14 protein-coding genes are annotated in these 15,255 nt (G+C 43.2%); 5 read left to right on the forward strand and 9 right to left on the reverse strand.

Features of this window, described 5'->3' with window-relative positions:
* Positions 1-492: 492 nt before the first annotated feature.
* Complete coding sequence (locus AC20MK_RS06035; protein WP_487354982.1) at positions 493-615, forward strand: CxxC-x17-CxxC domain-containing protein; 123 nt, start codon at positions 493-495, stop codon at positions 613-615.
* Between the two features lie 260 nt (positions 616-875).
* Here the strand turns inward: AC20MK_RS06035 and AC20MK_RS06040 are convergent, their stop codons facing one another.
* The 7 genes from AC20MK_RS06040 to AC20MK_RS06070 form a co-directional block, all read right to left on the reverse strand.
* Complete coding sequence (locus AC20MK_RS06040) at positions 876-1,343, reverse strand: GNAT family N-acetyltransferase (protein ID WP_487354983.1); 468 nt, start codon at positions 1,341-1,343, stop codon at positions 876-878.
* 101 nt (positions 1,344-1,444) lie between these two features.
* Entirely contained in the window at positions 1,445-2,443 is a 999-nt protein-coding gene (locus tag AC20MK_RS06045) for a hypothetical protein (protein WP_487354984.1), read from the reverse strand.
* A gap of 12 nt (positions 2,444-2,455) precedes the next feature.
* The gene (locus tag AC20MK_RS06050; RefSeq protein ID WP_487357072.1) at positions 2,456-3,580 is read right to left on the reverse strand and encodes an acyltransferase family protein; all 1,125 of its coding nucleotides are present in this window, start codon (positions 3,578-3,580) and stop codon (positions 2,456-2,458) included.
* A gap of 497 nt (positions 3,581-4,077) precedes the next feature.
* Entirely contained in the window at positions 4,078-4,749 is a 672-nt protein-coding gene (locus AC20MK_RS06055; RefSeq protein WP_487354985.1) for a hypothetical protein, read from the reverse strand.
* A 118-nt stretch (positions 4,750-4,867) separates the two neighbouring features.
* Positions 4,868-6,373 (reverse strand): flavin monoamine oxidase family protein, encoded by a 1,506-nt coding sequence (locus tag AC20MK_RS06060; RefSeq protein WP_487354986.1) that lies wholly within the window; start codon positions 6,371-6,373, stop codon positions 4,868-4,870.
* 91 nt (positions 6,374-6,464) lie between these two features.
* Complete coding sequence (locus AC20MK_RS06065) at positions 6,465-6,812, reverse strand: hypothetical protein (RefSeq protein ID WP_487357073.1); 348 nt, start codon at positions 6,810-6,812, stop codon at positions 6,465-6,467.
* A 247-nt stretch (positions 6,813-7,059) separates the two neighbouring features.
* Complete coding sequence (locus AC20MK_RS06070; protein ID WP_487354987.1) at positions 7,060-8,472, reverse strand: sodium:solute symporter family protein; 1,413 nt, start codon at positions 8,470-8,472, stop codon at positions 7,060-7,062.
* 487 nt (positions 8,473-8,959) lie between these two features.
* Here AC20MK_RS06070 and iorA point away from each other — a divergent pair, with 487 nt between their 5' ends.
* The 3 genes from iorA to AC20MK_RS06085 are packed head-to-tail and all read left to right on the forward strand — an operon-like array spanning position 8,960 to position 12,787.
* Entirely contained in the window at positions 8,960-10,840 is a 1,881-nt protein-coding gene (gene iorA / locus AC20MK_RS06075; RefSeq protein ID WP_487354988.1) for an indolepyruvate ferredoxin oxidoreductase subunit alpha, read from the forward strand.
* Entirely contained in the window at positions 10,837-11,451 is a 615-nt protein-coding gene (locus AC20MK_RS06080; RefSeq protein ID WP_487354989.1) for an indolepyruvate oxidoreductase subunit beta, read from the forward strand. The genes iorA and AC20MK_RS06080 overlap by 4 nt, the downstream gene beginning before the upstream one ends.
* A 19-nt stretch (positions 11,452-11,470) precedes the next feature.
* Complete coding sequence (locus tag AC20MK_RS06085) at positions 11,471-12,787, forward strand: phenylacetate--CoA ligase family protein (RefSeq protein ID WP_487354990.1); 1,317 nt, start codon at positions 11,471-11,473, stop codon at positions 12,785-12,787.
* A 192-nt stretch (positions 12,788-12,979) separates the two neighbouring features.
* On the opposite strand, the gene AC20MK_RS06090 is transcribed toward AC20MK_RS06085, so the two are convergent.
* A complete protein-coding gene (locus tag AC20MK_RS06090; RefSeq protein ID WP_487354991.1) occupies positions 12,980-13,159 on the reverse strand; it encodes a hypothetical protein in 180 nt (59 codons plus the stop codon).
* Between the two features lie 533 nt (positions 13,160-13,692).
* Between AC20MK_RS06090 and AC20MK_RS06095 the strand changes: the two genes are divergently transcribed.
* A complete protein-coding gene (locus tag AC20MK_RS06095; RefSeq protein ID WP_487354992.1) occupies positions 13,693-14,319 on the forward strand; it encodes a DUF1614 domain-containing protein in 627 nt (208 codons plus the stop codon).
* Here the strand turns inward: AC20MK_RS06095 and AC20MK_RS06100 are convergent.
* Entirely contained in the window at positions 14,296-15,201 is a 906-nt protein-coding gene (locus AC20MK_RS06100) for an RAD55 family ATPase (RefSeq protein ID WP_487354993.1), read from the reverse strand. The genes AC20MK_RS06095 and AC20MK_RS06100 overlap by 24 nt on opposite strands.
* Positions 15,202-15,255: the final 54 nt, after the last annotated feature.

Below are 15,255 nucleotides of genomic sequence, written 5' to 3' on the forward strand. Positions count from 1 at the left end.
TAAATGTCACCAGAATAACACCGATTATCCTCACATTTCCAGCCTCCCCTTCACATGAACATTCAACGTAAACGGCTTATAACTCCTGTTATTCTGCTTCATGTAATGCAATGTACCATTAGAGAACCCTATCTTAGTGCATTCAACGTAAGGTAATCCAGACTCATTTTTCTCAATTGATTCATCTTGAGATCTCCAATAAATATATATTAAATTGAACACATTTTTTTAACGGGGAAATGCAATTCGGGGTGTTGCAGATTTTCTGGATCAATACAATATTTAAGTTTATACTTATACTGAAATATTGATGAAGAGATCAGTATTTGGCAGACAGATTATGGCCAGTTCATGTGCTATGACCAGACTATTGCACCCTGCAAGCAAACTGAACAAGTAGCTTCAATAAAATATTGAGTGGATTTTAAATATTTAATAAATGACAACGGGGGGATACAAATACAAAAAAGAGATTTCAAAGGCCCAAGGGATATGCACAAATCAAAATGTGCTGACTGCGGGCATGAAACAGAAGTGCCTTTCGTACCGGACCAAAACAGACCGGTATACTGTAGGGAATGCTTCCAGAAACGCAGACCACCTAAAGAACAATAAGTGGATGTGAATAATGATATTTTTTAAAGACCAAAGTTAAATGTGCGGTTAGATAGAACATTTCTATCATGACCGCTGATCTATTTTTGGATCAATTTTAAAATCCCTTTTTGTTCTAAGCATTCTTGAGGATCATAAGCAAGACCCTTATGCAAATATCCTTACTTTTCCTACATAAATAAACTCTATTTTGAGTACACTAACTTGAATTTAATCCGGCATTAGATAAGTTACATTTAAACAAAAAATTGTATGAAAGTTCAAGTAGATTGCTCGGCATCGATAGTTTTTCTCATGTAAACACGGGTATCATCACGTCCTATCTCTGACCACCCCAAATGATGATAAAAAGAAATATTCTCGGTCAATAATACATGAGTTGCTAAACGGATTTCCAAATAGCCTCTGCGTTTAGCTTCTGACTCTGCGAGATCCATTAGCCCCCGTCCTATACCGGTTCCCTGAAAATCAGGACGTACCGCTACATTTGCTATTGTAGCATAATTATCTTCGAACATTAAGATCAAGCCGCCGACTATCTCTTTGTTAGATTCTGCGACCCAGACCGGAAAATTGGCAATTTCCTCTTCGTAATCAACGTTCATGGGTGGCAGAAGTTCCCCTTTGAGCCTATCCAAATACTTTGTGTATGCCAGATCCATGCAATTTTTGAGACCCTTTGCATCATTAACAATAGCTTTCCGTATTTTCCAGCTTTTTTGATCCATATTTCGACCTTGTATTTTGATCATAGCTATTAATTAACAAATATAATTTGTAAATATAACAATTTATCACTATGTTATTCAATGAGTTTCATACATCATTATCACATTGCAAAAACGATCTCCAGCAGACTTTCGATCAGCAATCCACCTAACCAGGACGCCAGCGGTATCAGTAAATAGGCCATCACGTGTACAATTGTCAAGCTTTCAAAAGGCCATTCAGGCAAATCTTCAATGAGTTTGAGATTTGCAACCAGATCTGCCATCTGTCCAGGTTCCATGTCCGGTGAACCGCTATGCAGGAGGGTTTTGGATTGGTGTATCCTTTCGCGTGTCCATTTTAGCTCTGCTTCCTTTATCTCATGAATTCGTTGGTGCACCCCTCTCATCGGCAACCAGAAGCCGAGTAATGCAATCGCCAGAGATCCTAAATAAGCCCGGACAACAACAGGCCACTCTCCTGGATCGAGCAGAAGCAAACTGAAGATCGATACCATACCAACTGTTAGCAGGGTCGTTAAAAGACCCTGTTTAACAAAAGGGAACAATGGACTCAGATCCAACAGATCCACCGAATCGATCCTGGTCGCCAGCCGAGATGTTCGTGTCGAGGTAGCCCAGACTGCACCAAAGAACCAACCAGCCCACAAACCTAGGAAAGGCTCAAGAACACGATGCCAGACAACCTCAGGGTGCCATGTAGACGGATCCCAGGGCGATATAGCAGTCTGGTAAGGCATTAACACTGCAACCAGTATGCCCAATGATCCCCAAACTATCAGTTCCCTTTTCTCAATATGTATGGCAGAGTCCACGTACGAGGAGTCAGTTGCTGGTTTCAGGACATATTCAAGTTCTTCAAAGGTATTCCTTGTACCACGTAAGAGATAAAAATACGCGCTGGGGAGGTAGCCTGCCAGAAGACAATGGACAACAGCGATCCAGAAGTCCTGTAGCAAATGTTTCTCTTCAAATATCAGCGTGAAACGGCCCAGTAAGTATTCTTGTAGCAGCAGGCCGAAAAGGAGAATGCTGCTTATGGTCAGACCAAGGGTTGACGGTTTTTGGTATATTATCTGTTTGATCGGCGGAAATCTCATTTTGTCACCGCCTTATTTCTTTGCTTTCATGCCGAACAGGAATCTTACAATATTGATGCGCCTGATAGCAATTTCATATATCATCATGATCGCTATGAACGAAGTGGTAAGGAGTATTATGTACTTGGGAAGTATGCCCATATCCCAGTCTGCAATGAAGAATCCCACGATCTGTATGACAGTTTGATGGAGTATGTAAAACGCTATGAGTCCTTCACTGGCATATTTCAGCGTGCTGTTGTTAAAGCTCAGGTATCTCTTGCCAAAGCCCAGAAAGGCGATCATCCAGCACCATAGATTGAATGAACGAAGCAACATAACTCCTGCATATTCATAGGTTCCGAATTGGAATGTTCCATCAAGTACAGACTGTATCAACCATAAAATAAGTGGGAAAGTTGTTATTGCCAGCACCAATGCAACTTTTCCATGCCTTTGAATAGCATCCTCTAACTTATTATTGGAGGCTATAAGGTATCCATAAAACAAAATGATAGGATAGACCAATATGCCCCAGCCACCAAAATAATTTGGATTTCCTGCAAATGATGTCGGGTCAAGGATCGATGTAAGGGCAGCGATTGGCAATGATAGCAGGAATATGGCACCTGTCTTTTCAAAAATGGAAGCACTGCGTGAAATGATCGACCTTCCGGATTCTGTTCTAAGATAAACGAAAAGCGGCAACAAAACCATAGAGAATATGAAAAGGTAGTAAAGATACCAAAGATGGCCCATGGGCAGATTGATACCCGGGAATGCATTAACAAAAGTGTTTGCGAGATATATGGAATAGAACTCCAGGAATGTAAACCCTGTTTCTCCACCGCTTAGAACCCTCAGGTAATGCTGGGGAGGAAGTATGACAAATATGCCCACCAAAAGGTAGGGGACCATGATGCGCAGAAATCGCGACTTAATGAACTGACCCTTTGTCCTGAAGCTCAGCACAAAATAGATACTCATACCCGAGATCAGGAAAAACAAGGGCATCAGCCACTGGACAATAAACAAAATAAGTACCATGATATTTTCGCTCAGGACGTTGTTCTTTACATCCCAGTCCATCGGATCGAAAAATCTCGTAACATGAAAAATCAAGACTGCAAGTATGGCTATAACTCTCAGCCAGTCCAGATCGTAACGTCTCTCAGGTTTATTACTATCCGTACTTTAACCCCCTTAAATAATTATACAACCATTCTATAAACTCCTTTTTCCAGACCAAAATCGATCAATTTCATCCCAAAGTTTACGTTAGCAATTCAATAAAAGATCCAAGTTACATAAATTTCATAGAATTAAGGGATGGTTAATAGAATCACAGCATACCAGCCTGAGCTTATTCGCCTGAAATCTGTAATTCGCCTCCAGTTATCACTCCACCCCCGTCCTTTGTGAGATTAATTAGGGTGATGCCTGCAGTCATGGATCCTATTCTTCCAATGTATCGCAGGGGTTGGCCAGTAAATGTGATTAAGTTCCTACTTTCCATTGCAACCTTTATCCAGAAGGTGTAAGCTCATACAAGGTCAGCACAAAAAAGGAAAATTGAACTGTATTTTTTGAACGGGATATATTGTATCTTATTCAGCTTTTGATTTGTCTTTGATAGCCAACAAAAAAAGTACAACTCACCCAACATTCTTCAACGCAGAAACCGCAGCCTTCTTCAAAAATCCCTTGCATTCGATCTCAATATCTCCATTGTTTAGCGAAGAGGACAACTGTCCCATGGGGTCATCGCTGGAGAGTAAGACCTTTATGGCATCCTCGTTGGATGAAACGGACACTGTGGGATCAATTCCACTGAGCGAGGAAACTTCTTTAAACTCTGTGATGACACCATCCTTTGTAACAGCCTTTATCTTCAGGTCAGTATTGTCGTTCGTTGTTATCTCAAGTACTATAACATCATTTCCTGCGACCTTCTTGATCAGATCAGGAACTTCATCGATTCCATTGTTGTAGTATGATGTGTACCTTTTCAGATCATCGTAAAGGCTCTTTTCCACAGGATTTGGCTTAACTACGTTTACATCATTCTCAGAAGAAACTTGTTTTTCAGTCTCTTGGGAAACCTGTCTGGAATTGGAAGCAGAGCTTGAACCTGAGTGCTTCACATCTTTTGAACTTGTTGCTTTTTCGTTTTCGGATACTGAAATAGGTTTAGTTTCCGACTCGATCAGATCGCTCAGCTCATCCCCTATCATATCTACAAATTCTGCAAGTGACGGACTCGAAAGTGCTAAGAAACCGATAAGCACAATTACTGCCAATGATATCTTCTTAATTGCCAAACTCATGTTACCATTAAAAAGTAAGTGTGACACATATAAAAACTTCATGTCCGCAACTATCTGATCTAGATGCACTATTATATGGTACTTCGGAGCACTGGCAATACCTGATGAATTGCGATATTCAAATAATGTGCTTTATGACTTGCAAAGCTGTGCGCAAACCGCCTTCGATAAAGCCCTGGAAGTCCGAATAAGCCTCACCACATATATGGACATTCTGATTCGATACCGATGCACCATATAGTGAGAATGCAGTTAACTCCTTTATTGCCTCTTCGACACTTACGTCAGCTTTCCAGACATGACAACCAGCTTCGAAGGGCTCACGACTCCAATCCCTGATACCGAAGCAGCTTATTAATTTAGCCTCTGCTTCTATTTCTTCAATGTCCTTATTATCGGGGTTTGAGCGTAGATACTGAAGATAGCCTTCAACAAGACGTTGATCGGAGTTCAGCTCTGCTTTTAGATGGTCTTGCTGTTGTACAAATGGTGTCCAGTAGTGCATACTGGGCGGGTCACCATAGACCATTACGATTCCACGTTTATTATTTCCATCCTTCCTAAAAGTATAATGGATCTCCCTTGCTGGAGTGGATGATACTCGTGTCTGCGGGGGTGTGGCTTCGTCCCACCAAGGATCCTCATTAACAAAAAAACATTTTACTAATGGAATGGGGATCACAGAATTCACCAGCTCTCCAATGTGTCCTGGTAACAGAGAACGAAGCTGCATCAGCGGGGAACGGGGTAATGCCAGCACAACATGCCTTGTTAGTACCTTGACTGTAGTATGATCGGTCTTGAATTCCAGCAAGACCCGCCCATCCGACTGGGGAGAAAGGGCTGTCAATCTGTGATCAAGATGTAACGAGACCGAAGGTTCTGTTGTAGATCCCAACCTGGAAACCAGCTCGCGAACAAGGGATTCGGTCCCTTGCTTTATACCAACCAGCTCATCATTGGGATGTAATCCACGCAGCCAAAAAATTATCCACTCTGCTGCATTAGGGTTAAAATGAATAACATGATAAAATGTCCCGCAATGAATGATCTTACTCACTGCACGGTGGCTAAGAACAAGACTGAGTGCATTCCATAACCCCATCTGTTGGAGATATCTGCCATTATATTCAGCCTTATTGCGGACATAGCTGTAGTATCCCTCGTCAAGGGTAGCCCACCATTCCCAATGTCGAGGATCATTGGGGTCGTCCATATCCCCGCCACTTGCATTTAACAGGCGCAGAATTCCCAGTTTTAAAAGCTCGAGTGTCGTCAACTTACTCCCATACCGCTTGCCCCCGGATTCATCGAAAGTTAGATCAAAAAGAGAATCAGGGTCGTTTGCTGCTGTGTAGGGAACGAAGTATTTTGTCTCCAAGCCAAGTTCAGCGATGAGATCCATTAGAAGGGGCTGTGCCATCTTCTCAAATCGCATTGGACCATATTCTGCTAAAAATCCACCCATTTCCACGGTCTCAATTCTACCTCCAAAGCGATCTGTACCTTCAAACAGAGAAATGGTATGGTTAATGCCTTTTAACTGTTTTAGTTTGTAGCAGGCATAAAGACCGGTAATGCCTCCTCCAACTATGACCGTATCGGAATTGATAATATCAACCACTATATCTCCCCCTGCATTCGAAGTTAAGAAGGTACTAGGACTCCCACAAAGCCCCAAACCTCATTCTTTAAAAAAATAAACCTTGAAAATATCAAATGTGATATTGAACATGGAACCTATAAACAACCCTTATCTCATCCATTTCCCTGTATTCCACTTCAAAGTTACCTTCATCTGCAATATATGTCAGGTCATCAAGACCTTTGAAAATGACTTCACAATTAATGTTCTCTGGCAGCAATGAACTGAAACCATCACATTTTTTTGTGATCTCCTGAACCATCCTTTTCGTTTCATCTGCATCAAAGGCGCCATCCTTATCGGGGCTATAGATTATTTCGGTTGTTAGTGTTTCCTTGTCCAACAGTGTCATCCAGAACCCATTGATCTGCGAATCATCTATGGCATAATCCTTTATCTCGAAACTCTTGTTGATCACATTTTTCAAATTAGAACACCTTCTATTTTATTGATATTGATAAGTTAAATCTGTTTTCATGAAGTGATCCTGAATGGAAATTCATCAAAAGACGCCACTGTCTGCAGTACATATGACAATGAACCAACCCAGGAATTTCTATCAAATATGAGCTCCTTGCAAGCCAGAAGAAATACATAAATGAAGAAGAAATGGTGCTGAAGATTTATCTTTCAGCAACGTTTCAAGGATCGAATACCCTTACCCATTATTCCATTTCCACCATAGGGGCCGGACGGGGACTTGCCAGGCTTCCTCCCAGATATGCCACGGTACCGCAGATCAAACCGATGAACACGGGGTGGATGAGGGGATTGCCAAGAAGCTGCCACAGCACCACAGAACCGAAGCTTGCCACAAGGCTGGCAACAAATCCGGTTGAAGTACCACGGTCCCAGTAAAGTCCGAAAATAAGTGGTATGAAGACGCAGCAAGCGATCACGCCCATGCTTACGGACACCAGAGGGACTATCATCTGTGGCACATCCATTGCGAAGAATGCCGATACTATGATGATGATAACTCCTACTATCCTTGTCATGCGGAGCACCTTATCATCGGGGGTGGCTGGACGCAGGTACCTCAGTATATCCGAAGTAAGGGCTGTTGTTGTGACCAGCACAATGGCACTCATTGTCGACATGGCAGCAGAGATGGCAGCCAGCAGCACAACACTGTCAAATCCACGGGGCAGCAGTGATGTTGCCAGGAACGGTATCAGACCATCCGGGTTTGTCATGAAAGGGCTCAGTTGCTCCGGGCTGAATGCGCCGTGGACCATGACTCCCAGAGAGAAGATACATAGGGAATAAATGGTGATGGATATTGGACCATAGATGCCTGCAAAACGCACAACTCTCTTGTCCTTTGCAGAGAACAGCATGATCAGCAGATCGGGTAATGCCAGAAGTCCAAGGCTGATGGAGAACGCCATTCCGAAGGTTTTTTGCCATGGTACTGCTGAACCTCCCATATTCAGCACATCGGCGGGGACCATATCCCATATTGCCATGCCACCACCACTTGAAATAAGACCTGTGTAGAGCAGCACTGCACCCACGAGCATGATCAAACCCTGCAAGAAGCTTATCCAGATGATGGCAGGCAGTCCTCCTATCACATAGTAGAGTGCCACAATGGCAACAGCTATGAGGAGACCCTGGACATATGTCACTCCCAGCAGTCCCTGGAAAAGGTTAGCACATCCCTTGAAAATGGCAACAAGGTATACTGTGTACATCAACAGCATTATCCCTGCAAGCAAGATCTTGCCTTTCTGTGAATCGTACCTGCGTTCCAATAGCTGGGGTATTGTCTTGGCATCATACTTCTGTGAGAACATCCAGATCTTTGGTGCAATGATGAATGCCAGGCAGGCAAAAGCTACGTGGAAGAATACTCCCCAGATGACCCATGGAAGGCCGGCAATGAGCCCATAGCCTCCACCCCCAAGGAAAGAGGCAGCGCTGAAGTAAGCAGCCATATAGGCAATACCTATTACCGCAGGATGCATAACATTCCGGTCCGAGACCACAAATCCTGAAAAGGTTCCCTGCCTGAGCTTCAGGGAAAGCAAAAGTATCCCAAGTATATATAGCACCAGAAGAACATGATTAATCATTGTCTTGCCTCAATACGAAATAGAATGTCGTGGCCAGCATTATTATGATGGAGATAATCAGGTATATGTAGGGTATGGGCATCAGGATCTCATCCCCATGCTCTTGTTTTCATTCTTATTAATGGTCATTTTTAATGTGTTGTGTGTCAATACCAATTCCTAGCCTCCTCTTCAATGGGCGTCTATATACTCCAATGTCCGCTAAAGTACATTCAAAATTTAAAACATTTTTGTTCGATCCCAATGCCAGAGAGCTTTCTAAAAGTATTTCACACTCCATACTTTCATTGAAAGAATGGTGAACTGGGAGTAGTTACTATCAGATTTCTGGCAAAGCCAAAAAAGAAATGGCAAAATATTTATATTGTATCAAACAAGTGCATAGACCAGCATCAATGTATGAATATGTGCAATATTTCATGTTCCGGACATGATCTGCTGTATGATTTGATTTTCTTTTACTATTATCCATTCAAGAGGTATTATATTGACCAGTAAACGTATATTAATGGGCAACGAAGCGATCGCTTTTGGAGCGATGAAGGCCGGTGTTCAGATAGCAAGCGGCTATCCAGGTACACCTTCCACCGAAGTGATGGAGACCATCGCCTCCCATGCGAACAAATATGGCATATATGCCGAATGGGCCACCAACGAGAAGGTGGCGCTTGAAACGGCTGTCGGAGCTGCCTATTCGGGTGCTAACACCATGGTCACCATGAAACAGGTAGGACTGAACGTGGCATCAGACCCCCTAATGAGCCTTTCCTACATAGGAGTAAAGGGTTCTCTTGTTATCCTTGTCTCAGATGACCCCGGCCCCCATTCCTCTCAGACCGAACAGGATACAAGAGCATTTGGTCACTTTTCAAATATCCCTGTCCTGGACCCGTCCACACCTCAGGAAGCCTATGATATGACAAAGCTTGCCTTCAAGCTATCACATGAGATGGAGATCCCTGTTATACTCAGGACCACGACCCGTGTATCCCATGGCTGTGCTGATGTAATTGTCGAGGATATAGATACGGTCTCCCGTAATATCGAGGGTTTTGTGAAGGATCCACGCTGGACAATATTCCCGAAACTGACGGCTCAGAGACACCCCTGGCTCGAGGAGCTCCAGATCAGGCTCTCGGATCGTTTTTCCGAGTACTTCCAGGAGAACTCCTTTAACTCAATAGCAAGGGGGAACAGCAAGATCGGCATTGTGGCCTCTGGTGTTTCCTATCTGTACGCAAAGGAGGCTATAAAGGATCGTTCTGAAACCTTCTCTCTTTTCAAGGTCGGAACAGTCCATCCTTTCCCTGAAAAAGCAGCCCTTGAATTCCTGGACCATATCACAGACCTGATCGTAGCAGAGGAGCTTGACCCCTACCTTGAGGAGCAGTTCCTGCAATTGATAGGCAAGCATCATCTCGATGTGAACGTATATGGAAAGAAGAACGGTCATTTCCCAATAAGCGGGGAATACAATGTAGATGTCGTTATCGATGGGGTGAACAGCTCCCTTGAAGATATCAATGCAGACGTTCCTTTACTGTTCCATTCATCGCCTGTGATCGATAAGGAGAATATACCTCCTCTTCCCATAAGACCTCCCACATTATGTGCAGGTTGCATGCACAGGACGGTCTTCTACGCATTCAAAAAAGCAGCTGGGAAATTGAAAACCGAAAAGATCAATACCATATTCTCAGGAGATATAGGATGCTACACCCTTGGAAATGCCAAACCCCTCAACATGGTGGACACATGTCTTTGCATGGGGGCAGGGATAAGCATAGCAGCAGGGCTGTCCCATACACATCATTATCAAGAAGGTAATAAAGCAAAACAGGTGGCATTTATCGGAGACTCCACCTTTTTCCATTCCGGAGTAGCCGCCGTGATAAGTGCGGTGTACAACAATGCTGACATCACCCTTGCAGTCCTTGACAATAGGACCACGGCCATGACAGGTCATCAACCCCATCCGGGAATTGGCCTGACGGCCACAGGCGTTTCCACAAAGATCATCGATATAGCCGAGGTCCTCAAAAGCTGCGGAGTTGACCTTGTCGAGACCATGGATGTCAATGACCTTGGTGAATGCATAGACACAGCAAAAAGGGCCATAGAGTTCGAAGGACCTTCTGCTGTTGTATTCAAAGGTAAATGTGTAGGGATCACAAAAGCAGAAGGGCAATATGTGATCGATGAAGATAAATGCACACGTTGCAGGGTCTGTGTCTCTCAACTTGGATGTCCTGCCATATTCTCGTCATCCAACAAACCACCGGCCATACAGGACAACTGCACAGGTTGCAGTCTGTGTGCACAGGTTTGTCCATCGAATGCTATTGTTCTGAAGGAGGATTCACAATGAAATTCGATATTCTTATCGCAGGTGTGGGTGGACAGGGTGTTGTACTTGCATCCCGTTTGCTTGCAACGGCTGCCATGGATGCTGGTTTCCATGTGACCACTGCCGAGACCATAGGCATGGCCCAGAGGGAAGGGTCGGTTACCAGTCATATAAGGATAGGAGATGAGGTCTGCGGCTCCCTTATACCATCGGGAAATGCCGATCTCGTGATCGGGCTTGAGCCTGCGGAGACTGCAAGGAACATCCATTTTTTGGGCAAGGATGGCAGCATTGTTGTAAATGAACATGCTGTGATGCCCTCTGTAAACGGATCTGTTAAATACGATCCAGACCAGGTGCTCGAATTCCTGAATGAGAACTGTCAGAATATCATATCTCTCGATTTCACACAAATTGCAAAGCAAGCAGGGACCTACAGGGCAGCAAATGTTGCCATGCTGGCAGCAGCATCGGGTGCTGATTTCCTTCCATTCTCTTCCGGAGATCTGTGGAATGTGCTTGAGAAAATGGTGCCGGAAAAGTACAGAGATGTTAACAGAAAGGCCTTTGATATGGCCCTCGAAAAGGTCTCAGGCATAAACGACCCTGAACAACTTACAATGGGCATCTGATCATTCAGAGGTGATGCAAATGTGCAATGTTCGTGTGGATAATGATCTTAATAAAACTGCTCCTGACAATGAGAATGAATTTTCCAATTTCGATGGGGAAGACCAAACTGTCAAGCTCAAACAGCTTCTTAAAAGGGTCGTTCTGGGAAGTTCTTTCTATCAGAGAAAGTTCGATGAAGCTGGAATTGATCTCGATTCTATCAAAACCCTGGAAGATATCGCAAGGCTTCCGTTGACCACTAAAGAGGAATTGCGGGATGCCTACCCCCTGGGTCTTCAGGCTGTACCGGATGAGGATATCATAAGGATACATTCATCATCAGGTACGACAGGCAGTCCTGTCATCATCCCATATACACAGGGGGATGTCGATGTATGGGCAGATATGATGATGCGCTGCTACCAGATGGCAGGTCTTACCAGAAATGACAGGATACAGATCACACCCGGTTACGGACTTTGGACCGCTGGCATAGGTTTTCAGGCGGGTGCCGAGCTTCTTGGAGCAATGGCAGTTCCAATGGGGCCTGGAAATACAGAAAAACAGTTACAGATGATGCTTGACCTCAAGTCCACAGCCCTTGCCAGCACTTCATCCTATGCCCTACTTCTCGCAGAGGAGATAAACAAAAGGGGTTTGAAGGACAACATCGACCTGAAGATAGGTATCATAGGTTCCGAGCGCTGGAGCCCTAAGATGAGGTCCCGCATCGAGGATGAGCTAGGGATAGAAACCTTTGACATCTTCGGTCTCACTGAGATATATGGACCCGGTATAGCCATAGATTGCTCCATGCATGATGGTCTTCACTACTGGTCAGACCACCTGCTCTTTGAGATCATAGACCCCGTCACAGAAGAGAAGCTGCCCGATGGCACCCTTGGAGAGCTTGTCATAACAACCCTGACAAAGGAAGGTGCCCCCCTCATACGCTACAGGACAAGGGACCTTACACGCATCATCCCCGAACCCTGCAAATGTGGCTGCTCCTTCCCACGCATAGACCGTTTGTTAGGACGTACCGATGACAGGATAAAGATCAAAGGAGTAAACGTCTATCCCGGTCAGATCGAGGATGTCATACAGAGGGTCGAAGGTGTCAGCAGTGAATACCAGATAGTCCTTGAAAGGAACCAGGGCAGGGATTCAATGCTATTCAGGGTCGAGACCGAGGGTGCAAATGAACCTGGGATGAGTTCAGGGTCTGCAAGAGCACTTAAGAAAGCCTTCAGGGACTTCATAGGTGTCAGTGTGGATGTGGAATGTGTGAGTATGGGCGAGCTTCCCCGCAGTGAGAAAAAGAGTAAGAGGGTGATCGATAACAGAGATATGTGAGAAGAGTCCCATTCTTTTTTCAAATGCATGATCATTGCAGGGAGTTGCCATATTCTGAATATAAAATAAACAATGATGTATAAGATCTTCACATAATACTCTTTGCAAGAAGATCTGGGATATCATTCATATTAATATCCCTCCCATTTCTTGCACACTCCATTCAAAAATGACACTAGCTTACCATTAACTTCAGGAACTTGCTTCCATTGTATCGATCGCTTTCATCATACCCAGTTTGGCCTTAGACATTTCCCTGACAGATGTCATGCTCAGACATTCCCTGCAACAGTAAAATGTGTTCAATCCTATCATTTGTCTCTCAAGTTCTGTGTTGCAATTTCTACATAGCATTTTTTCTTCATTTGCCATATTTTCCCCTCCAATGATTTTTCCCCTATGCTACCATTTATGACTTTTTGAATTTTCACTTTATTTTGCTCTGTCCTTGTATTACACTTGATAATATACATTATAAGGATATATAGTATACGTATTTATTTTATGTATAACATTACAAAATATATAGATTATTTATTTCATCGTTGGAGCTTTTCTGATTCAGGCAGATGGGATAAAATTAGCAAGAGAAAATATGTTCATTGCACACATCGTTCAGTTCAATAACTATGATATTATGATAAATGCTCGATGAAGCACTCATAGAAATAGAATCAAGACATCCAAAAATAGAGATTTGTACTGGCTTCTTATGAACAATTGAACTGATCATTAAGTAAATTGAAGTTAGAGGTGAACTTACATTCATCGGTTTCTTAATTGAATATTCTTTAGAAATATTTAAGAACTAAAAAAGGGCTATTTATAAAAGAGAACAAATGAGAGGCTATATCAATAATTCGGAAAAACGCATGTTTATGCTATTTGGCTTTATGCTTTTGCCCATGGCATTCCTATGCTATCAGAAAGAACTGTATTTAGGCATAATATCCTCTTTACCACTGTTTTTAATTCTGGTCATAATGCTTGTTACTGCAAACATTGAGATCCCGATAAGCTCCATTAAAACAAAGAAGCTTCAGGCACTTGATAGGGATGCACTTATCCTCGAAGAGCTATTTTCGATCCCACTGGTCAAGGAGCTTTCCTATAGCAGTAAACAGGCTTTTAATACTGTTATCTCCCTGAACATCGGTGGATTTATCATACCTTTCCTTGTAATGATATTTCTCCTTGTATTCCAGGCTGACTTCGTTGCCCTTGAAGTTATGTTGATAATGATGGTAGCTGTGATATTCCTATCTGAATTTAGAAATGGTATAGGTGTTATTGTACCTGATTACATAGGTGTACTTGCGATTCCTTTTGCACTCATAATCTCCCCTGATAACGTAGCATCTGTCATATTCATTTCCGGCATAGGCGGAATAATTTTTGGAAGCATAGCTAATCTTTTGATGGTCGACAGGGAAAAAAAGGGAAGTGCCGTTATCAGTATCGGCGGAGTTGGAATGTTCAAAGCGATATATGTTACAGCGATATTGGCTTCACTGGTCTCGTGGTTCCTCTGATAAGGGACTGTGAGCCGCATTCATTCTTTCCTGAAGTTTGTTTGCCATGAGGTTGACAGTTCTATATTTTGCGATCCCTTTATCCGTGAACCTGAATGGCTGAGGCGTTGTGTCGATCTTTGTAGCCCTCATCTTCTGGACTGCCATTACAGGTGTGAGAGTAGGCTCTACTTCGTTTACCTGTATCTTGTCCAGGAAAATTATGCCATCACCTACAAAATCATATGTGTCATATGCCCTTGTTCCTATACCAAATTCCTTTTCCGTAATAAGGAGTGTGGTAATGTTCATCTTTTTGAGAAGTTTATGCAAAGAACGCCAGGAAACGGATCTACGGAACTCTTGCGGATCTGTGAAAACATTCAGTGAATCGAACACTATTCTTTGTGGTTTGTAGGTTTCTATTATCTCACCGATCTCTTCAAACGTCAGCATTGACATCCCGAAGATCTCAAGATATCCATCATCTATGTGACCTCCAAGGTCCCAGCCAAACCGCATGAAATGCTGGATGAGCTGTGGAATACGCTCTTCAAATGAAAAGAAAAGACACTTTTCATCAGCTTTTACGCCTTCCATTAAAAATTGCATACCAAGAGTTGTTTTGCCTGTGCCCGGGGGTCCTGTGACAACCACGGAGAAACCTTTTGGAATACCGCCTTCAAGCATTTCGTCGAGCCCGAATACACCTGTGCCTATTCTCTTTATGGCTTTATCGATATTGTTGATATCGATCTTGGATTTGAATTTAGTACTGTCAAGTGACAACAAGGCCTTTTCAAGTACCAGATTCTTGGCTCCGAGTTCCTTTTCATATCTTTCAAGTATCTTAACAGCTTCAGAACTTAATGTCGTGTGAACAGGGAACTTATTTCGGGCCATAGAATTATGTTGGTGTCTAAGTATTTAAGTATTTACATTTGTGTACACAAATGT

It is taken from the genome of Methanococcoides sp. DA23 (assembly GCF_057593895.1).